Source organism: Paractinoplanes durhamensis, assembly GCF_016862175.1.
In the GTDB taxonomy this organism is placed as follows: Bacteria; Actinomycetota; Actinomycetes; order Mycobacteriales; family Micromonosporaceae; genus Actinoplanes; species Actinoplanes durhamensis.
On the sequence record NZ_BOML01000022.1, the window covers coordinates 188133 to 206891 of the forward strand.

The 18759-nt window shown below is 70.2% G+C and carries 21 protein-coding genes; 17 read left to right on the plus strand and 4 right to left on the minus strand.

Features of this window, described 5'->3' with window-relative positions; all coding sequences use genetic code 11:
- Positions 1-1200, minus strand: coding sequence for an LLM class flavin-dependent oxidoreductase (locus Adu01nite_RS14410; protein WP_203727283.1), 1200 nt, complete (start codon positions 1198-1200; stop codon positions 1-3).
- Positions 1201-1330: 130 nt separating this feature from the next.
- Between Adu01nite_RS14410 and Adu01nite_RS14415 the strand changes: the two genes are divergently transcribed.
- From Adu01nite_RS14415 to Adu01nite_RS14470, 12 genes are all read left to right on the plus strand, one after another.
- Complete coding sequence (locus Adu01nite_RS14415; RefSeq protein WP_203727285.1) at positions 1331-2014, plus strand: isochorismatase family protein; 684 nt, start codon at positions 1331-1333, stop codon at positions 2012-2014.
- Entirely contained in the window at positions 2011-2823 is an 813-nt protein-coding gene (locus tag Adu01nite_RS14420; RefSeq protein ID WP_203727287.1) for an amidohydrolase family protein, read from the plus strand. The genes Adu01nite_RS14415 and Adu01nite_RS14420 overlap by 4 nt, the downstream gene beginning before the upstream one ends.
- 8 nt (positions 2824-2831) lie before the next feature.
- Complete coding sequence (locus Adu01nite_RS14425) at positions 2832-4202, plus strand: dihydroorotase (RefSeq protein ID WP_203727289.1); 1371 nt, start codon at positions 2832-2834, stop codon at positions 4200-4202.
- Positions 4199-4576, plus strand: a complete 378-nt coding sequence (locus tag Adu01nite_RS14430; protein ID WP_203727291.1) for a nuclear transport factor 2 family protein — start codon at positions 4199-4201, stop codon at positions 4574-4576. Before Adu01nite_RS14425 ends, Adu01nite_RS14430 begins: the two co-directional genes overlap by 4 nt.
- Positions 4573-5919 carry an amidohydrolase family protein gene (locus Adu01nite_RS14435; protein ID WP_203727293.1) on the plus strand — a complete coding sequence of 449 codons (1347 nt, stop codon included), beginning with the start codon at positions 4573-4575 and terminating at the stop codon, positions 5917-5919. Before Adu01nite_RS14430 ends, Adu01nite_RS14435 begins: the two co-directional genes overlap by 4 nt.
- The gene (locus Adu01nite_RS14440) at positions 5916-6500 is read left to right on the plus strand and encodes a helix-turn-helix domain-containing protein (protein WP_203727294.1); all 585 of its coding nucleotides are present in this window, start codon (positions 5916-5918) and stop codon (positions 6498-6500) included. Before Adu01nite_RS14435 ends, Adu01nite_RS14440 begins: the two co-directional genes overlap by 4 nt.
- A gap of 157 nt (positions 6501-6657) precedes the next feature.
- A complete protein-coding gene (locus Adu01nite_RS14445; protein ID WP_203727295.1) occupies positions 6658-7701 on the plus strand; it encodes an ABC transporter substrate-binding protein in 1044 nt (347 codons plus the stop codon).
- A gap of 27 nt (positions 7702-7728) precedes the next feature.
- Positions 7729-8514, plus strand: a complete 786-nt coding sequence (locus Adu01nite_RS14450; RefSeq protein WP_203727296.1) for an ABC transporter ATP-binding protein — start codon at positions 7729-7731, stop codon at positions 8512-8514.
- Entirely contained in the window at positions 8511-9311 is an 801-nt protein-coding gene (locus tag Adu01nite_RS14455) for an ABC transporter permease (RefSeq protein ID WP_203727297.1), read from the plus strand. Before Adu01nite_RS14450 ends, Adu01nite_RS14455 begins: the two co-directional genes overlap by 4 nt.
- A complete protein-coding gene (locus Adu01nite_RS14460; protein WP_203727298.1) occupies positions 9308-10105 on the plus strand; it encodes an ABC transporter permease in 798 nt (265 codons plus the stop codon). Before Adu01nite_RS14455 ends, Adu01nite_RS14460 begins: the two co-directional genes overlap by 4 nt.
- On the plus strand, positions 10102-10524 hold the full coding sequence (paaI, locus tag Adu01nite_RS14465) for a hydroxyphenylacetyl-CoA thioesterase PaaI (protein ID WP_203727299.1): 423 nt from the start codon (positions 10102-10104) through the stop codon (positions 10522-10524). Before Adu01nite_RS14460 ends, paaI begins: the two co-directional genes overlap by 4 nt.
- 9 nt (positions 10525-10533) lie before the next feature.
- Positions 10534-11241 (plus strand): ankyrin repeat domain-containing protein, encoded by a 708-nt coding sequence (locus Adu01nite_RS14470; protein ID WP_203727300.1) that lies wholly within the window; start codon positions 10534-10536, stop codon positions 11239-11241.
- Here Adu01nite_RS14470 and Adu01nite_RS14475 read toward each other — a convergent pair.
- The gene (locus Adu01nite_RS14475) at positions 11217-11897 is read right to left on the minus strand and encodes a DUF305 domain-containing protein (protein WP_203727302.1); all 681 of its coding nucleotides are present in this window, start codon (positions 11895-11897) and stop codon (positions 11217-11219) included. The two genes, Adu01nite_RS14470 and Adu01nite_RS14475, sit on opposite strands and share 25 nt — an antisense overlap.
- A gap of 53 nt (positions 11898-11950) precedes the next feature.
- Between Adu01nite_RS14475 and Adu01nite_RS14480 the strand changes: the two genes are divergently transcribed.
- A complete protein-coding gene (locus tag Adu01nite_RS14480; RefSeq protein ID WP_379137546.1) occupies positions 11951-13342 on the plus strand; it encodes an LVIVD repeat-containing protein in 1392 nt (463 codons plus the stop codon).
- Positions 13343-13393: 51 nt separating this feature from the next.
- On the opposite strand, the gene Adu01nite_RS14485 is transcribed toward Adu01nite_RS14480, so the two are convergent.
- Together Adu01nite_RS14485 and Adu01nite_RS14490 are read right to left on the minus strand one after the other, a co-directional pair.
- On the minus strand, positions 13394-14107 hold the full coding sequence (locus Adu01nite_RS14485; protein ID WP_203727305.1) for a hypothetical protein: 714 nt from the start codon (positions 14105-14107) through the stop codon (positions 13394-13396).
- On the minus strand, positions 14104-14646 hold the full coding sequence (locus Adu01nite_RS14490; protein ID WP_438871078.1) for an RNA polymerase sigma factor: 543 nt from the start codon (positions 14644-14646) through the stop codon (positions 14104-14106). The genes Adu01nite_RS14485 and Adu01nite_RS14490 overlap by 4 nt, the downstream gene beginning before the upstream one ends.
- A 261-nt stretch (positions 14647-14907) precedes the next feature.
- Between Adu01nite_RS14490 and Adu01nite_RS14495 the strand changes: the two genes are divergently transcribed.
- From Adu01nite_RS14495 to Adu01nite_RS14510, 4 genes are all read left to right on the plus strand, one after another.
- Entirely contained in the window at positions 14908-16203 is a 1296-nt protein-coding gene (locus Adu01nite_RS14495; protein WP_203727309.1) for an extracellular solute-binding protein, read from the plus strand.
- 5 nt (positions 16204-16208) lie between these two features.
- Positions 16209-17141, plus strand: coding sequence for a carbohydrate ABC transporter permease (locus Adu01nite_RS14500; protein ID WP_239132393.1), 933 nt, complete (start codon positions 16209-16211; stop codon positions 17139-17141).
- Positions 17138-17962 carry a carbohydrate ABC transporter permease gene (locus Adu01nite_RS14505; protein ID WP_239132394.1) on the plus strand — a complete coding sequence of 275 codons (825 nt, stop codon included), beginning with the start codon at positions 17138-17140 and terminating at the stop codon, positions 17960-17962. Before Adu01nite_RS14500 ends, Adu01nite_RS14505 begins: the two co-directional genes overlap by 4 nt.
- 67 nt (positions 17963-18029) lie before the next feature.
- Positions 18030-18716, plus strand: coding sequence for a PaaX family transcriptional regulator C-terminal domain-containing protein (locus tag Adu01nite_RS14510; RefSeq protein ID WP_203727349.1), 687 nt, complete (start codon positions 18030-18032; stop codon positions 18714-18716).
- The last annotated feature ends 43 nt before the right edge of the window (positions 18717-18759 follow it).

Consider the following 18759-nt stretch of genomic DNA (forward strand, 5'->3'; position numbering starts at 1 on the left):
TCAGTCCCCGGTCAGCGGGCCGAAGCCGGCCGGCATCTCGGGCCGGACCGGTTCGGGCGCCGGCTCCGGGAAGTGCGGCATGATCTCGTCGGCGAAGAGCCGGTTCGAGCGCATGACCTGCTCCTGGTCGAGACCCGGGATCCACGACCACAGAACGAGCCGCTGAACCCCGTACTCATCCTGCAAGTTCTTGATCTGTGCTTTTACGGTCTCCGGCGAACCGATGAAGAGGTGCTCGCGGGGGAAGAGGAACTTCCACCACTCGCCGGTCTGCTCCTCGTCGGTGAGCTTCTCGCCGGGGTTGGCGAACATGCCGCGCGGCCGGACCCCGCCGACGTAGGAGTAGAGCGCGTTGATCAGCTCGCGGGTGTCGGCCTCGGCCTGGGCGTCCGTCTCGGCGACGTAGACCATGCGCATCAGCGACACGCCCTCACCGCGCGCGGCGGGCCGGCCGAGCGTCTCGGACAGGGCGCCCTGATAGGCGTCCATCACCTCGCGAAGGCCCTCGCGGGAGCGCAGCCAGGTGATCACGTTCATCCGCTCCTGCGCGGAGGTGACGAAGCCGGGCGTTTTATCCAAAAGATTCCACAGCGACGGGTACGGCTTCTGGTACGGCTTCGGGATGATCGACATGGCGATGTACTCGCCGTCCTCGGCCCGCCAGAGCGGATTGCGCGGGTACCACGTCGCGCCGTCCGGGATGCCCGGCGCCGGGAAGGTCCAGAACTCGCCCTGGTGGCTGAACGCCTCCTGGGTCCAGGCCTTCTTCAGGATCTCCATGTGCTCCAGGAAGAAGCGCCAGTTGCGCTGCTCGTCGGCGCCCCGGTCGGCGGCCGGGTAGAAGTTGGTGAACTCGCGGCGCTGGATGCCGCGGGCGACGCCGATGTCCAGCCGGCCGCGGCTCATCTGGTCGAGCAGGGCGAGGTCCTCGGCCAGCCGCAGCGGGTGCCAGAACGGCGGCGTAACCGCGCCGGTTCCGATCCGAAGTCGCGTCGTGATCCCGGCGACATACGCCCCGGCCAGGATCGGGTTGGGGTTGATCTCGAAGCCCTCGCCACCGAAGTGGTGCTCGCCCTGCCACAACGTGCCGAACCCGGATTCGTCGAGATGCACGATCTGTTCCGTGGCCATGTCGAGGAGTTCGCGATAGGACCGGGCGTTGCCCGGGTTGTCCATCGTGAACAAGTAATCGAACTGCACAACGTCCTCCCACCAGCCGTGAACCTATGCCGGACAGGATTACAGGCCCACGGGATACGTGTCCAGTGGCTCTTGACAAAATTCTTGTATTGGTTGACACCGGCCGAGCAGGCAACCTAGCCTCGGCGCCATGTCCAGTTCCTGGTGGCCGACCGCTATCGCCGCGGCGGACGAGACCCTGTACGAGCGGGCCGGCTTCGGCCGGGTGTCCGGTCTGGGTGTACGCCCGGCGCTCCTCGTGATCGACGTGCAGTACCGCACGGTCGGCCACGAACGGGTGCCGATCGCGGACGCGATGACCGAGTTCCCGACCGCCACCGGTGACCGCGGCTGGACGGCCGTCGAGCGGATCGCCCGGCTGCTCACCGCGGCGCGGGCGGCCGGCATCCCGGTCTTCCACCCGCACGTCGCCCCGAAGACGAAGCTCACCGCCGGTGGTTACGCCGGCAAGACCCCGACGCTGGCCTCGACCGGCGCCGGGGCGTACGACTTCGTCGCCGAGGCCGCTCCGCACGACGGCGAGGTGCTGATCGCCAAGGATCATCCGAGCGCGTTCTTCGCGACCGGCCTGCTCACCCACCTGGTCCAGCGGGGCGTCGACACCGTGCTGCTGGCCGGCGCGACCACCAGCGGCTGTGTGCGGGCCAGCGCGGTGGACGCTTTTTCGGCCGGCTTCCGGGTCGGCGTGGTCGGCGACGCGGTCTTCGACCGGCTCGACGTGGTGCACGAGGTCGCCCTCTTCGACCTGGCGTCCAAGTACGCCGACCTGCTGACCACCGAAGCGGCCGGCGCATACCTGGGCGGCCTGGCATGAGGGTCGACTGGCACAGCCACACCTGGCTGCCCGAGCACCTCGGCCCGCACTGGGGCCCGGAGCTGGACGCGAACGTGTCCGCCCACCCCAGCGCGGACGGCGACTGGGACGCCCACCAGGAGGCGATGAGCGAGGCCGGCATCGACGCCGCGGTGATCCTGGGTCTGGTCGCCTGCGAGATCGACCTGGACATCCCCAACGAGTACATAGCCGGTCTCGTAATGAAAAATCCGGATAAGTTGCGGGGGTTCGGCAGCGTCGACCCGTCCGACAAGCACGCGGTCGAAAAGGTGCGTTACGCCGCCACCGACCTCGGGCTCACAGGGCTCAAACTCTCCCCGCCCTACCAGGGCTTCCACCCGCACAGCGACGAGGCGTTCGCCGTCTACCGGGCCGCCGCCGACCACGGACTGGCACTCACGTTCCACCAGGGCGGCGTGTTCCTGCGCAGCGGCTACCTCGAATACGCCCAGCCGATGCTGCTCGACCGGGTGGCACGCACGTTCCGCGACACGAAGATCATCATCGCGCACGCCGGGCAGCCGTGGTCGTTCGAGACCGCCGCGGTCATGTTCAAGAACCCGAACGTCTTCACCGACCTGTCGGCCCGCTACGGGCGCCCGGCGCAGCTCACCCAGATCCTGCAGAACCTGCTCGACTACGGCGTCCAGGACCGGGTGCTGTTCGGTTCCGACTTTCCCATCTACCGGCCGGCCGACTGCCTGGCCCAGTTCCGGTCGCTGGACTTCGACTCCGCGCTGCTCGAGTCGATCATCGACGACCGCCCGCTCAGCCTTCTCGGCCTCTAGGAGTTTTCATGGAACCCCCGTTCGAACGACTGCTGACCGGTGGCACGGTCGTCCGCCCCCGCGACGTACCCCGCCTCGCTGACATCGGTATCCGGGACGGCCGGATCGCGGCGGTCCTCACCCCGGGCACCGCGGTCGAGGCCGCCGAGACGGTCGACGTCACCGGCCTGCACGTCTTCCCGGGCGGCGTCGACCCGCACAACCACATCGCGCTGTCCACCTCGGGCCTCGAGGAGTACCGCACCGACACCGCCGCCGCGGCCAAGGGCGGCGTCACCACGATGATGTACATGCTCTCCAACGGCGGGTCCTACCTGCCGATGCTCGAAGAGCACACGACGACGGCGGACGCGTTCGCGTACATCGACTTCGGCTACCACTGCACGCTGATGACCGACGAGCACGTCGGCCAGATCGACGAGCTGCGCAGCCGCTACGGGCTCCGGTCGTTCAAGTACTTCATGCACTTCCGCGGCGACGAGGGCGCGTACCTCAACGTCGAGGGCACCCACGACGGGCGCTTCTTCGGCATCGCCAAGGCCGTCGCCGAGCGCGGCGACCTGCTGCTCGTGCACGCGGAGAACCCGGAGATCGTCTGGGTGCTGCGCGACCAGCTGATCGCGGCCGGCCGCGACGACCTGGCCGCCTGGGACGAGTCCCGCCCGCCGTTCGTCGAGGCCGAGGCGATCCGCAAGGCGACGTTCTTCGCCCAGCAGACCGGCTGCCGAATGTACTTCGTGCACGTCAGCACGGCCGACTCGCTCGACCAGCTGCGCAAGGCCCGGCTCGAGTTCGCCTCCGACTCCCTGTTCGCCGAGACCTGCCCGCACTACCTGACGCACACCTCGGACTGGGCCGGCGGCATCGTCGGCAAGGTCAACCCGCCGCTGCGCACGGCCGGGCACCCGGAGGCGCTGTGGGCCGCGCTGGCCGACGGCACCGTGAACACGCTCGGCTCCGACCACGTCGGCCGGCAGCGGGTCGCCAAGGAGGGCGGCATCTGGAAGGCCAGTGCCGGTTTCCCGGGCGCGCCGACCACCCTGCCGGTGCTGCTCTCCGAGGGTTACCACCGCCGCGGCCTGCCGCTGCAGCGGATCGCCGAGCTCACCGCGAAGAACCCGGCCGAGCTGATCCAGGCCGACCACCGCAAGGGCGACATCGCGGTCGGCCTCGACGCCGACCTCGCGATCGTCGACCTGCAGAAGACCCGCACCCCGGACCCGGCGTGGCTGGGCACGTTCTCCGACTACTCGCTCTACGAGGACATGCCGCTGCGCGGCTGGCCCCGGCACACCATGGTCCGCGGCCAGTTCGTGGTCCGCGACGAGGAACTCGTCGGCAGGTCCGGCCACGGCTCGTACATCCGGGACGTGGCATGAACGACAACCTCGCGGTGCTCCGCGGCTACTTCGACGCCATGAAGGCCGGCGGCCCGCCGGCGGCGATGCCGTTCTACGCCGAGGACGTGGTGCTGGAAGTGCCCGGCGCGCACCCGGCCGCCGGGATCTATCGGGGCCACGCCGGCGTCGGGGAGTTCGGCGCGACGATGGCCCGGCTGACCGGCGGCACGTTCCGGCTCGTCCCGGAGGACCTGCTGGCCGGCGAGGAGCACGTCGTCACGGTCGCCACGGCGAGCGCCAACGGGGTGAGCTGGCGCCGATTGATCCTCTCCACCGTCCGCGACGGCAAGCTCGCCACCGTCCGGTTCTTCGAGGGCGACCAGGCTCTCGTCGACCAGGTGCTGTCGGCATGACCCGGCTGATCACGGCGCCCCTGGCGTTCGTCGGCGACGAGTGGATCGCCGACGCCGCGATCGCTGTCGACGGCGACACCATCGTGGCCGCCGGGCCCGCCTCCGCCATCGCCGTCGATCATGACGGTGCCGAGGTCTGGACCGACCGGGCGATCGTGCCCGGCGGCGTGAACGGCCACGGGCACACGTTCCAGGCGCTGATCCGCGGTTTCGGCGACGACCTGCGGTTCGCCGACTGGATGGGCCGGCTGGTCCATCCGACCGCGGCCGGGCTCGACCGGGACGCGATCGCGCTGGCCGCCCGCTACGACTTCGCCGAGATGCTCCGGATGGGCATCACCACCGCGGTCGAGTTCTTCTACCTGCACGACGGCGGCAACGACAACGCCCTCGCGATCATCGAGGCGGCCCGCGAGGTCGGCCTGCGGGCGGTGCTCGCCCGGTGCATGTTCGACGCCGATCCGGGGCCGCCGCGTTACCGGGAATCCCCGGCGCTCTTCGAGAAGAACTTCCGCGATTTGCGTACGGCCGTGGCCGGCGACCCGCTGATCGACATCCACCCGGCGCCGCACTCGGTGCTCGGGGCCGGCCCGGTCATGCTGGAACTGGGCGCCGCCCTCGGCGCCGAGTTCGACGTCCCGGTGCACGTCCACCTGGCCGACAGCCAGGGCGAGGTGGACACGTCGATCACCCGGTTCGGCGTCACCCCGATCGGCCGGATGGCCGCGCTCGGCGTGCTCGACGAGCGGACCCTGGCCGTGCACGCGGTCCGGGTCGACAACGGCGACCTCGCGTTGCTGGCCGAGCACGGCAGCACGGTGGTGCACAATCCGTCGGCCAACGCGTTCCTCGGCGGCGGCATCGCGCCGGTGCGCCGCATGCTCGACCGGGGCATCCCGGTCTGCCTCGGCACCGACGCCGGCGGCGCGAACAGCCGCCAGTCGCTGTTCGAGGAGATGCGGATGGCCGCCCTGCTGGCCAAGGCGCTCGACCGGGACGGGACCGCGCTGACCGCGACCGACGCGCTGCGGATGGGCACGTCGGCCGGCGGCCGGGCGCTGCGCCTGCCGGTCGGGCTGATCGCCCCCGGCTACCGGGCCGACCTGGTCGGCCTCGACCTGACCGCGCCGTCGCTGCGGCCGCGGCGGACCGCGACCCAGAACGTCGTCTACTCGATGCTGCCGGAAGCGGTGGAGCGGGTGGTCGTCGGCGGCCGGACCGTCGTGCGGGACGGCCGGCTGCTGACCGTCGACGTGCAGGAGATCGGGGCGAAGGTGGACGCGCTGACCGCGGCGTGGACACCACTGTCCGGAACCCACCCGACCGATACTGTGCTCTCGTGACGACGCCCGAGGACGTGACGACGGATGCTGCCGGCTTCGAGCGGAAGCTGGGCACCTACATCCGCGAGCTCCGGCTCGAGCGCAAGGTGTCGCTGCGGTCGCTGGCCGCCGATTCGGGCGTCTCGGTGAGCTTCCTGTCCCAGGTCGAGCGGGGCGAGGCCAGCCCCTCGATCGCCACGCTGATGCGGATCGCGAAGGCGCTCGGCCAGACCATCGGCAGCATGTTCGAGAGCCGATCGAACTCCCGGCTGGTGCGAGCCGGCCAGGGTCCGCGACTGGTCCATCCCAACGCGGAGTGGGACGAGGAGCTGCTGACGCCACGAGCGTTCACCAAGCTCCAGGTGATCCGTTCGACGCTGGCGCCGCGCGGCACCACCGGCGAGGGGATGCTGGCCTACGGCGCGGCCGAGACGGCCGTGTTCGTGGAGAGCGGGCGGGTCGACGTCTGGCTCGGCCCCGAGCGCTTCGATCTCCGGCAGGGCGACACCCTGTCCTACGACCCGAGCTGCCCGCACCGCCTCGAGAACCCGACCGACGAACCGGCCGTGCTGCTGTTCTCGAGTGCCCCACCTTCGTACTGATCGTTGTTCTTGCTGGCCAGGCCAGCTGTTACATCACCGAAACACGGGCGCCGCAGGTGGAAATCTGCTGTCCCTAGTGTTCGGTATAGGTGAACAAAATTCCATTAAAGATGGAATTTCACGGCCCCCCACCTTTCTGAGTCTAGGAGCCGCCGCTATGACGGTGCTGTCATTCTCAACGCCTCGATTCGTTGCCGTTCTCACCGCCGCCGCCCTCGCCCTGACCGCCTGCGGCGGCGGGGACGACTCCGCCGCCACCTCGGCCGGCGGCGACCACGGCGCGCTGACCGTCCAGCTGTCCTGGGTCAAGGACATCGAGTTCGCCGGCGAGTACTTCGCCGACTCGAAGGGCTACTACAAGGAAGCCGGGTTCAGCTCGGTGAACCTGGTGGCCGGCCCGGGCTCGACCGAGACCCAGGTCGCCTCGGGCAAGTCGCTGATCGGCATCAGCGACCCGATCACCGTCGCCCAGGCGGTGAACAACGAGCAGGCCCCGCTGAAGATCATCGGCGCGACCTACCAGAAGAACCCGTTCACCATCCTGTCGCTCGCGAACAAGGCGAACATCACCACGCCGAAGGACCTGGCCGGCAAGAAGATCGGCGTGCAGACCGGCAACGAGGGCCTGTTCAAGGCGCTGCTCGCGGTCAACGGGCTCAAGGAGTCCGACGTGACGATCGTGCCGGTGCAGTACGACCCGTCGGTGCTCACCAACGGCGAGGTCGACGGCTACCTGGCCTTCGTGACCAGCGAGTCGATCACCCTGAAGCAGCGCGGCTTCCAGGTGCAGAACCTCCCGTTCGCCGACAACGGGCTGCCGTTCGTGACCGAGAGCTTCGTGGTCAGCACGGACTCGATCAACACCAAGCGGGCGGCGCTGAAGGACTTCCTCTACGCGACGATCCGGGGCTGGAAGGACGCGGTCGCCGATACCGACGGCGCCGTCGACCTGGCGGTGAAAAACTACGGCAAGACGCTCGACCTGGACGCCGCGACCCAGAAACTGCAGGCCACCGAGGCGAACAAGCTGATCCAGAGCGACGAGACGGCGACCAACGGCCTGCTCACCATCTCGGATCAGGCGATCGCCACCAGCCTCGCGACGCTGAAGGCGTCCGGCGTCCAGATCGCGGCCGGCGACCTCTTCGACACCTCGCTGATCGCCGAGGTCTACAAGGACCACCCGGACCTGCTCAAGTGACCTGCTCGTCGATCGGAGAACCACGACATGCCTGAAACCGGCATCGACATCCGCGGCCTGAGCAAGAGCTTCTCCCTCCGCGGGTCGGTCGTCACGGCGTTGCAGGACGTGTCCCTCTCGACCGGGCAGGGGGAGTTCCTCTCCCTGCTCGGTCCGAGCGGATGCGGCAAGTCGACGATCCTGCGGATCCTCGCCGGTCTGGAGACGGCGTCCGAGGGCACCGCCACCGTCGAGGGGAAGACACCCCGCGAGTTGCGCGAGTCGCACGCGCTCGGCATCGCGTTCCAGGACGCGGCGCTGCTGAGCTGGCGGTCGGTGGAGAGCAACATCCGGCTGCCGCTCGAGGTGGCCGGGGTCAAGCCGGAACCGGGCCTGATCACCGGGCTGATCGAGCTGGTCGGGTTGCGGGGCTTCGAGAAGGCGAAGCCGGCGCAGCTGTCCGGCGGCATGCGGCAGCGGGTCGCGATCGCCCGGTCGCTGGTGCTCAAGCCGTCGGTGCTGCTGCTCGACGAGCCGTTCGGCGCGCTCGACGACATGACCCGGCAGCGGCTCAACGGCGAGCTGCTGCGCATTCTCGGCGAGAAGCCGGCCACCACCCTGATGGTCACCCACGGCATCGGCGAGGCGATCTTCCTGTCCGACCGGGTCGCGGTGATGAGCGCCCGGCCCGGGCGGGTGGTCGAGGTGATCGACGTCGACCTGCCCCGGCCGCGCACCGCCGAGATGCTGCGGACGCCGGAGTTCCACGCGCTGCAGGACCGCGCGTCGGCCCTGCTGTTCGAGGGCGCGACGCCGGCGGCGAGCACCTCGTGAGGGGGTGGCTGCGCGCCGGCGCCGGGGCGGCCGGGCTCATCGCGATCTGGTGGCTTCTGGCCGACACCGTCCTGAAGCATGTCGGTGCCGCCTCGGCCGACGGCGGCGGATCGATCCCCGACCCGGCCCGGGTCGTCTCCACCGCGGTCCGCGACGGCTTCTCGTTCTACGGCCCGAACGTCTCCCTGACCCTGCGCGAGGCGGTGATCGGCTACGTCGGCGGCAACCTCATCGCGATCGCGCTGGCCGCGGCGGTGATGGTGGTCCGGCAGCTGGAGGGGATCGTCTCCCAGCTCGCGGTCGTCTCCTACTGCATCCCGATCGTGGCGATCGGCCCGATCCTGCGCATCCTGATCGACCCGCCGCAGAGCGGCGAGGTGGCCGGCACCGCGGTGTTCCTGGCCGGCATGCTGGTCTTCTTCACCACGGTGGTCGGCGCGCTGCTCGGTCTCAAGGCGGCCGACAAGGCCACCCTGGACCTGGTCGCCGCGTACGGCGGGTCCCGCTGGCAGCAGCTCACCAAGGTGCGGATCATCGCGGCGATCCCCAGCATCCTGACCGCGCTGAAGGTCGCCGCCCCCTCGGCCTTCCTCGGCGCGGTGCTCGGCGAATACCTCGGCGGCGTCGACGTGGGTGTCGGGCCGGCCCTGATCAACGCCCAGCAGACCCTGCAGATCCCGCGGACCTGGGGCATCGCACTCGTCGCCGGGCTGGTCTCGCTGGCCGGCTATCTGATCGTGGCGCTGATCGGCCGGTTCGCCGCGCCGTGGGCGGCCGGAACGAAGGAGGGCCGATGACCGGCTTGCGCGTGGCGCGGGCCATCGGCCGCAGCACTGGCCGGGCCGCCATCTCGATCGTCGCGATCCTGGTGCTGTGGGTGGCCGGGCTGCGCGTCTTCGGGGTCCCCGCGTTCGTCGGCAAGAGCCCGATGGACGTCGTCGACTACTTCTTCACCCTGCCGAAGGCGGCGCAGAACCGGTCGGAGGCGGTGCACCTGCTCGGCGCGACCCTCGCCGACTCGCTGATCGGGTTCGTCGCCGGCCTCGGCGTAGCGCTGCTCGTCGCGGCGTTGTTCCTGCTGGTCCGGCCGCTGGAGAGCGCGCTGCTGCCGATCGTGCTGCTGCTCCAGTCGGTGCCGCTGATCGCGATCGCGCCGATCCTGGTGCTGATCTTCGGCCGGAGCACCGCGACGGTCGCCGTGATGGGCGGCCTGGTGGTGCTCTTCCCGGCGCTGGTCAACATCACCTTCGGCCTGCGCAGCGCGCCGCGGGCCGCGATCGACCTGGCCACCGTCTACGGCGCCGGCCGCTGGCAGACGCTCCGCAAGATCGCGGTCCCGGCCGCGCTGCCGGCACTGTTCGCGGCGGTGCGCATCTCCGCACCGGGCGCGATCACCGGCGCCCTGATCGCCGAGTGGCTGGCCACCGGCAAGGGCATCGGGTACGCGATCGTCGCCGCCGTCGGCGAGTCGCAGATCGGCGCGGTATGGGCCCTGGCCGTGCTGATCACCCTCGCGACGCTGCTGATCTACCAGGCGCTCGGCGTCGTCGAGTCGGCCGTGCTGGCCCGGATGGGATTCAGCCAGTCATGAGTCCCGAGGAGACCGCCCGGCGATCGGCCGAGACCATGCTCGCCGCCGACCGAGCGGCCCGGTCGCTGGGCATCGAGCTTCGCAGTGTCGCCCCCGGCACCGGCGAGGTCTCCATGCTGGTCCGGCCGGACATGGCCAACGGCTGGGACATCTGCCACGGCGGCCTGATCGCGACGCTCGCCGACACGGCGTTCGCGGTCGCCTGCAACTCCTACGGCGTCCTGTCGCTCGCGGCCGGGTTCGACATCACCTTCCTCGAACCCGGCCGGATCGGCGACCACCTGCTGGCCCGCGCGCAGGAGCGAGCCCTGAAGGGCCGCACCGGGGTCTACGACGTCACCGTGTTCCGGCTGGGTACGGGCGAGCCGATCGCCGAGTTCCGCGGTCGCAGCCGGAACGTCGGCCGCCCGATCCTCTAAAGTTCCCTTGTGCTCGTCCTCGACCGGGAAGACCCCCTCGCGGTGACGGTCGCCGAGGCCATCCGCGGCGGCGACACCGGCACGCTGCGGCGGCTGCTGGCCGAGCAGCCCGGCCTGGCCACCGGCCGGATCGGCGAACGGACCCTGCTGCACGTGCTCACCGACTGGCCGGGCCACTTCCCGGACGGGCCGGCCATGGTGGCCGTGCTGGTCGAGGCCGGGGCCGACGTCAACGCCCGGTTCGCCGGAGCGCACACCGAGACGCCGCTGCACTGGGCGGCCAGCTGCGACGACGTCGGCGTGCTCGACGCGCTGCTGGACGCCGGCGCCGAGATCGACGCCCCGGGCGCGGTCATCGCCGGCGGCACCCCACTGGACGACGCGACCGCCTTCGCGCAGTGGCGGGCGGCGCGGCGCCTGGTCGAGCGCGGGGCGCGGACGACACTGTGGCACGCCGCGGCGCTGGGCCTGCTCGACCGCCTGGCGGCCTACTTCACCGAGACCACCCGCCCGGCGCCGGCCGCGGTCGACGAGGCGTTCTGGGGCGCCTGCCACGGCGGGCAACTGGCCGCCGCGCAGGTCCTGCTCGGCCACGGCGCCGACCTCAACGGGATCCCCGGCTGGGAACGGCTGACCCCGCTGGATGCGGCGACCCGCAGCGGCGCCGCCGACGTCGTCGCGTGGTTGCGCGATCAGGCGGCCAGGTCCAGTTCCTGAATGCGGCGGATCTCGCTGCTCTGCTCGACCGCCATCTCGCCGGCCACCTCGCGCAGCCGCTCGTCGCTGCCGCCGCCCAGGACGTCGCCGGCCATCTGGACGGCGCCTTGGTGGTGGGCGGTCATCATGGTCGCGAAGCGGCGGTCGAAGGCCGGCCCGCTCAGACCGGCCAGGGCGGTCAGGTCGGCCGCGCTCTGCATGCCCGGCATGCCGGTGTGGTCGTGCCCCGGGTCGCTCTCCGGGAGGCCCCGATCCCGCAGCCAGGCCCGCATCCAGGCCACCTCGGGGCCCTGGGCCGCGCCGATCCGGCCGGCCAGCGCGCGCAGCTGATCGTCGCCGGCCCGCGTGCCGGCCAGCGACGCCATCTCGATCGCCTGTCCGTGGTGGACGATCATCATCTGGACGAACGTGGTGTCGATCACGTTGTAGGTCGACCCGTCCGGCGCCGCCACCTTGTCGGAGTCGCTGACCCGGGCGGATTCGCCGGGGCGGCCGGGCAGCACGACGCGGACCGCCGGGCTGGAAGCCGAGGCCGAGGCCGCCGAAGACCTGGGCGCCGCCGCCGATCCGCCCGCGCCGGCCCTTGCCGCGACCGCTAATCCGGCTGCCGCCGCGACCGCGAGTCCGGCGATAACAATCGATGATCGTCGAATCACTCCGCTACTGTACCGACTTAAGCGAATACTTACTGTTATTCGGAAGGAGCTGTATGAAGCACACCGCCTCACGAGGGTGGTTGCTCACCGGCGCAGCCATGCTGGTCGCAGCGCTGCTGTCGGCGCCCGCGAGCGGAGCAACCACGGCGATCCCCGGCGTCGACGAGATCGTCAGCAGCCCGAACCTGACCCAGGTCGCCCACCTCGACAAGACCGGCCCGTTCGCCACCTCCATCAACTCGGACTGGGCGTTCCAGGGCCGCTACGCCTACGGCGGCAACTACAACGGATTCGCCGTCTACGACATCAAGAATCCGAAGGCGCCGACGGTGGCGACCCAGGTGCTCTGCCCCGGCTCGCAGAACGACATCTCGATCAGCGGCCACCTGCTCTTCCTCGGCACCGACTCGCAGCGCAGCAACGACTCCTGCGACAACGTGGCCTCGACCACGGCCGCGCCCGGCGAGCGCTGGGAAGGCATCAAGATCTTCGACATCAGTGACCCGCTGACCCCGCGGTATCTGAAGTCGGTCAAGACGGACTGCGGCTCGCACACCCAGACGCTGGTGCCCGGCAAGCGCCACGACCCGAACCTCTACCTGTACATCTCGTCGTACAACCTGGCCGGGGTCGACCAGCCGAACTGCGCGCTCCCGCACGACAAGATCTCGATCATCCAGGTGCCCGAGCGCAACCCGGCCGCCGCCACGGTGGTGGCCGCGCCGGTGCTGTTCCCGGACGGCGGTTACGGCGGCAGCACCGGCCATTCGCCGACGACCGGCTGCCACGACATCACCGTGTACGCCGAGAAGGACCTCGCCGCCGGCGCCTGCATGGGTGACGGCGTGCTCTTCGACATCTCCAAGCGCACCGCGCCGCGGGTCATCACGTCGGTCCGGGACACCGTCAACTTCTCGTTCTGGCACTCGGCGACGTTCAACAACAGCGGCACGAAGGTGGTCTTCACCGACGAGCTGGGCGGCGGCGGGGCGGCGACCTGCAACCCGACGATCGGCCCGGACCGCGGTGCCGACGCCGTCTACGACATCGTCCGCGGCAAGCTCGTCTTCGGCAGCTACTTCAAGATCCCGCGGACGAACGCCGACACCGAGAACTGCGTGGCGCACAACGGCTCACTGATCCCGGTGCCGGGCCGCGACATCATGGTGCAGGCGTGGTACCAGGGCGGCATCTCGGTCTGGGACTTCACCGACTCGCGCCACCCGCGCGAGCTCGCGCACTGGGAGCGGGGCCCGATCTCGGCCACCCAGTTCGTCGTCGGCGGTTCCTGGTCGGCGTACTGGTACAACGGCTTCATCTACTCCAACGACATGGCCAAGGGCGTCGACGTGCTCGAGCTCAAGGACCCGCGCACGGCGATCGCCAAGCACTTCCGGACGAACGTCTTCAACGCCCAGACCCAGGACAACTTCCTGCGCTGGTGAATTTCCGGGGCCCGGCTTCCGTCCGTACGCGGAAAGCCGGGCCCCCGCTTCCTATCGCCCGCTCGAGATCGCCACGGTCGGCAGCACCGACGACGGCGGGCCGGACGGGCCGAACGTGGTCCGGCCGGTCGCGCTGAGGAACTCGAAGGCGAAGCCGGCCTGGCCGGCCGATCGGGCGTCACCGGCGGCGGAGATCCGCAGGCTGTCCCACTTCGGCTGGCGGATCGTCAGGGTGAGCGGCGTGGCGTCGTGCTCGGCGCAGGTCGCGGTGCCCTGGCCCAGCACCGTGTTGCCCCTGTCGCCCTGCTTGACCACGACGTCGACCGAGCCTTCCCCGACGCAGTAGAAGTGGAACGTGTAGGTGTCGGCCGGCATGTCGTTCATCCGGTTCTCGTAGGACGCGGCGACCACCGCGGCGGTCGCGTTGATCGACGTCGGGGTCTTGTCGCGGTCGGCGAGCAGCTCGCCGGCCGCCTGCATCCGGTCGAACGCCGGCCCGGACGGCTCCGGCATCACCGGCACGTCCGACGCCGAGACGCTGGGCAGGGTGGGGTCACCCACGTCGTATTCGGTGCCGGAGCCCGGATACAGCGCCACGCCCGCGCCGAGCAGCACGGTGGCGACCGCGGCCCCGGTGCCGACGAGTGCGGTTGTCCCGCGCCGGCGGCGTACGGTGGCTCGAATTTGCGGCGTGCCCGGCGGGACGATCTCGCTCAGGGTGGTGGTGCGCAGGTCCTTGAAGAGCTTCTCGAGTTCGTCGGTCATCGCGGGTCCTCCGATTCGGCGAGATCGAGCTGGGCGGCCAGGGCCGTGCGGGCCCGGTGCAACCAGGACTTCACAGTTCCCTCGGCGACGCCCAGCCGGTCGGCGATCTCGGCGACCGACTGGTCGGCGAGGTAATGCAGCACGACCGCGCGGCGGTGATGGTCGGGGAGGGTGGCCAGGGCCGCGATCAGCGCGACCCGTTCCGGGCCGGGCCCGTCGATCTGCGGCTCGGCCGGCCGCTGGCGGCGCAGGAAACGGCCGGCGGTGCGCTTGCGGCGCCATCCGTTGATGGCCAGATTCCAGGCGACCCGGCGCACCCAGGCGACCGGGTCGTCGTAGCGGGACATGGTGCGCCACTTCGCGTACGCCCGGCAGAACGCCTCCTGGACGACGTCCTGGGCCTCCTGCCGATCCCCGAAGTAGGCATAGAGCTGCACGGTGAGGTCGCCGTAGTGCGCGGCATAGATCTCGTCGAAGGACGATGTCTCGTTCGGCACGGCGGGCAGCGCCTCCGGTCTCGTTCCGGCGATTGCTGTCACGGCCACTACACACCCGGACCGGTCACAGGGTTGCACACGACTTCCCGGCATGGCTTTTCATAACGACTTTTCAGCGGGCAATTGTGTTCCGAAAGTATCGATCTGCCCCCGAACTTTCCGCAATTGCCATTGACGGCAAACGGTCTTGACCGACCAGACATACGGCCGTAACGTGCGCTTGCAGCCGAAAAGTGGCGAGGATCAATGTCCGCAACTTTCGCTGCTTCCTATTCCGTGAATTGCCTGGAAGGGAGATCCGTGATGTCGTCGATCCGGTTCAATAGACGAACGTTCCTGGAGTTCGCCGGCGCCGGCGCCGCGGCTGCGGTCCTCGGCGGCTGCAGTGACGGCGAGGGCGAGTCGTCCACCGGGACCAGGGCGATCCGCTGGTGGCACATCGCCAACACCGACCCGATGCTCTCGCAGTGGGCCGCCATGGCGAGCCGCTTCGAGACCGCTCACCCGGGCGTGAAATTCAAGATCACTCCACTGGAGAACGAGGCGTTCAAGACCAAGCTGACCACCAACATCCAGGCCGGCGACCCGCCGGACATCTTCCACACCTGGGGTGGCGGGGTGCTCTTCCAGCAGGCCGAGGCGGGCATGGTCAAGGACCTCACCGCGGACGTCGGCGGCTGGAAGGACACCCTGATCCCGACCGCGCTCGACGCCTACAGCAGCGGCGGGAAGACCTACGCGTCCGCGGTGGACACCGGGATGGTCGGGTTCTGGTACAACAAGGAGCTCTTCGCCCGGGCCGGCGTCAACGCCCCGCCGGCCACCTGGGCCGACTATCTCGACGCCGTGCGCCGGTTGAAGGCCGCGGGCACCACCCCGATCGCCCTCGCCGGCAAGGAGAAGTGGCCGGGCCACTACTACTGGGCCTACCTGGCGATGCGGGTCGGCGGTCTGGACGCCCTGCGGCAGGCCGCCGCCGACAAGAACTTCAGCACGCCGGACTTCGTGGCGGCCGGCACCCGGCTGGCCGAGCTGGTGGCGTTGCAGCCGTTCCAGACCGGGTTCCTGGCGGCCGGCTACTCCACCGCCGACGGGCAGGCGGCCACGGTCGGCAACGGCAAGGCCGCGATGGAGCTGATGGGCCAGTGGGCGCCGGTGGTGCAGCGGGACAACTCGGCCGGCAAGAAAGGCCTCGGCGACAAGCTCGGCTTCTTCGCCTTCCCCGCGGTCGACGGCGGCAAGGGGCAGGGGACGGACGTGTTCGGCGGTGGCGGCGGGTTCGCCGTCGGCAAGGACGCGCCACCGGAGGCGATCGAGTTCCTCAAGTTCATCGCGCAGCCCGAGAACGCCCGGATCGAGGCCAAGACGGCGGGAGTGCTGCCGGTCGTCGCCGCGGCCGGGGACGCGGTGACCGACCCCAACCTCAAACTGGTCGGCAAGGCGCTGGCCGCGTCCACTGGCTTCCAGCTCTACCTCGACCAGGCCTACGCGCCGGCCGTCGGCCAGCAGGTCAACGACAGCGTGGCCGAGCTGCTGGCCGGGAAGGCGACGCCGGAGAAGGTCGCCCAGGCGATCACCACCGCGGCGAAGCAGGGCTGACCGCGGTGCTCACCGACGAGCGACGGCCGGCTCCGGCCGCGATACCGCCGCCGGCCGAGGCCGTCCGCCGGCGGCGCCGTCCCTGGCCGACCGTGGCGCTGTTCCTGAGCCCGGCGCTGTTCCTCTTCGGACTCCTGGTGCTCACCCCGATCGTGGTGGCCGCCTACGCCAGCTTCTTCAACTGGAACGGCTTCGGCGCGCCCAGCAACTTCGTCGGGCTGGACAACTTCCGGCGCCTGCTCACCGACGAGATCTTCGTCGGCGACCTGCGCCGTACGCTGCTGCTGATCACCCTGTCGCTGGGCATTCAGATCCCGATCTCGCTGGCCCTGGCGATGCTGCTCAACGAGCCGCTGCGCGGCCGCCGGGTCTACCGGATGCTGTTCTTCGCGCCCTACGTGCTGTCCGAAGTGGTGACCGCGGTCCTGTTCACGATGGTCTTCTCGCCCAATCAGGGCCTGATCGCCGGGACCTGGCTCGCCGACACCGACACCGTGATGTATGCGCTGTTCTTCGTGATCTCGTGGAAGTACTTCGGCTTCCACACGATCCTCTACCTGGCCGGCCGGCAGAGCATCCCGCCGGAGCTGCACGACGCGGCCGCGATGGACGGTGCCGGGCCGTGGCAGGCCTTCCGGCACATCACCCTGCCGCTTCTCGGCCCGACCATCCGGATCAGCGTGTTCCTGTCCGTTCTCGGGACGATCCAGCTCTTCGACATGGTCTGGGTGCTGACCGGCGGCGGGCCGATCCGATCCTCGGAAACCCTGGCCGTGACGATGTTCCAGGAGGGCTTCAAGCGGTACCACGTGGGCTACGCCAGCGCGATCAGCATGGTCATCTTCCTGATCAGCGTCACCTTCGGCCTGCTGTACCAGCGGTTCGTGCTGCGCCGCGACCTCGAGGGCGCGGTCACCACGATGGGGGACCAGCGATGATGACCCGGACCCGTTCCGCGGCCCTGCACACGACCAGCCTCGTCGTCGGTGCCGCCGTCGTGGTGCCGATCGTCTTCGGCATCCTCGGCGGGTTCAAGGACAACGGCCAGCTGTTCACCAACCCGTTCGGGCTGCCCGACCCGTGGCTGCCCGGCAACTACCTCGACGCGCTCCGCTCGACGGCGTTCTGGCAGCAGGCGGCCAACAGTGTCGTCATCGCCGTGGCCAGCACGGCCCTGGTGGTGGGGGTCGGCGCGATGGCCGCGTTCATCTTCGCGCGCTTCGCCTTCCCCGGCCGGGAGTTCCTGTTCACGCTGTTCGCGATCGGGCTGATGTTCCCGTTCGCGGTCGCCATCCTCCCGCTGTTCGTGCTGCTGCGCGGCATGAACCTGCTCGGCAATCCGCTCGGCGTCATCCTCCCGCAGGTGGCGTTCGGCCTGCCGATCACGATCGTCATCCTGCGCAGCTTCTTCCGCACCATCCCGGCCGAGGTCGAGGAGTCGGCGGTGCTCGACGGGTGCGGACCGTTCCGGTTCTTCTGGCGCATCCTGCTGCCGATGGCCCGGCCCGCCCTCGGCACCGTCTCGGTGCTCGCCGTCGTCGGCAGCTGGAACAACTACCTGCTGCCGCTGATCGTCTTCAACGACTCCCGCTGGTGGACGCTGCCGCTGGGCGTGCAGCAGTTCCAGTCGCAGTACTCGGCCGACACGGCCCGCATCCTCGCCTACGTCACGCTCGCCATGCTGCCCTCCCTGATCTGCTACGCGCTCGCCGAGCGTCAGCTGATCGGCGGCCTGACCAGCGGCCTCGGCAAGGGCTGACCCGTCCCCTCGCCGGCCCGGCTCCCCGGGGCCGGCGAGCTCCCCATCGCCGAATCGAGGCATCGTGATGTCCCTCCGGAAACTCACCGGCGCGGCGGTGACGGCCCTGCTGGCCGCGGCGGCCGCCACGTTCCTGGCCATCGGCGGCAGCGCCATCGCCGGAGCGCCCGGCGCGTCGTGGGACGGGAACTGGACGCTGATCGCCTTCTCGCTCCCGCAGGAGGAGGGCGCGCTCCGGCGCGGGCTGCGCGGCCAGTTGCGCTGGATGGGGTACGCGCCGCTGTACGACGGGCTGTGGATCTCCCCGCACGACCTCAGCGAGAAGACCAGAGCGCGGCTCGCCGAGCTGACCCTCGGCACCCTGACCGTCTTCCGCGCCCGGCACGTCGAGCTCGACGCGACCGTCCGGCGGAACCCGCTCGACGCGTGGGACACGGCGGAGATCGCACGGCAGTACGAGTTGTTCATCCGGCGGTGGAGCCCGGCGCTGCCCCCGGCGATCACCGGCGCGGCGGCGGTCCGGGCTCGCACCGAGGTGATGGACACCTACCGCCGGCTGCCCATCCTCGACCCGCACCTGCCGATCGCGCTGCTGCCACCGGGCTGGCTGCGTGAGCCGGCCCGGGATCTCTTCACGGCGGTCTACGACGGACTGGCGGTGGCCGCCCAGGAACATGTACGCGCGGCGGCGGGCCGGCTCGCCGGTATCCGGGCGCATACCGTCTCCGATCTGGCCGCCGGGCTGAGCCGATAGCAATTCGACGACTTTCCAGCGGTCGTCCGGATAACGCTTTTAA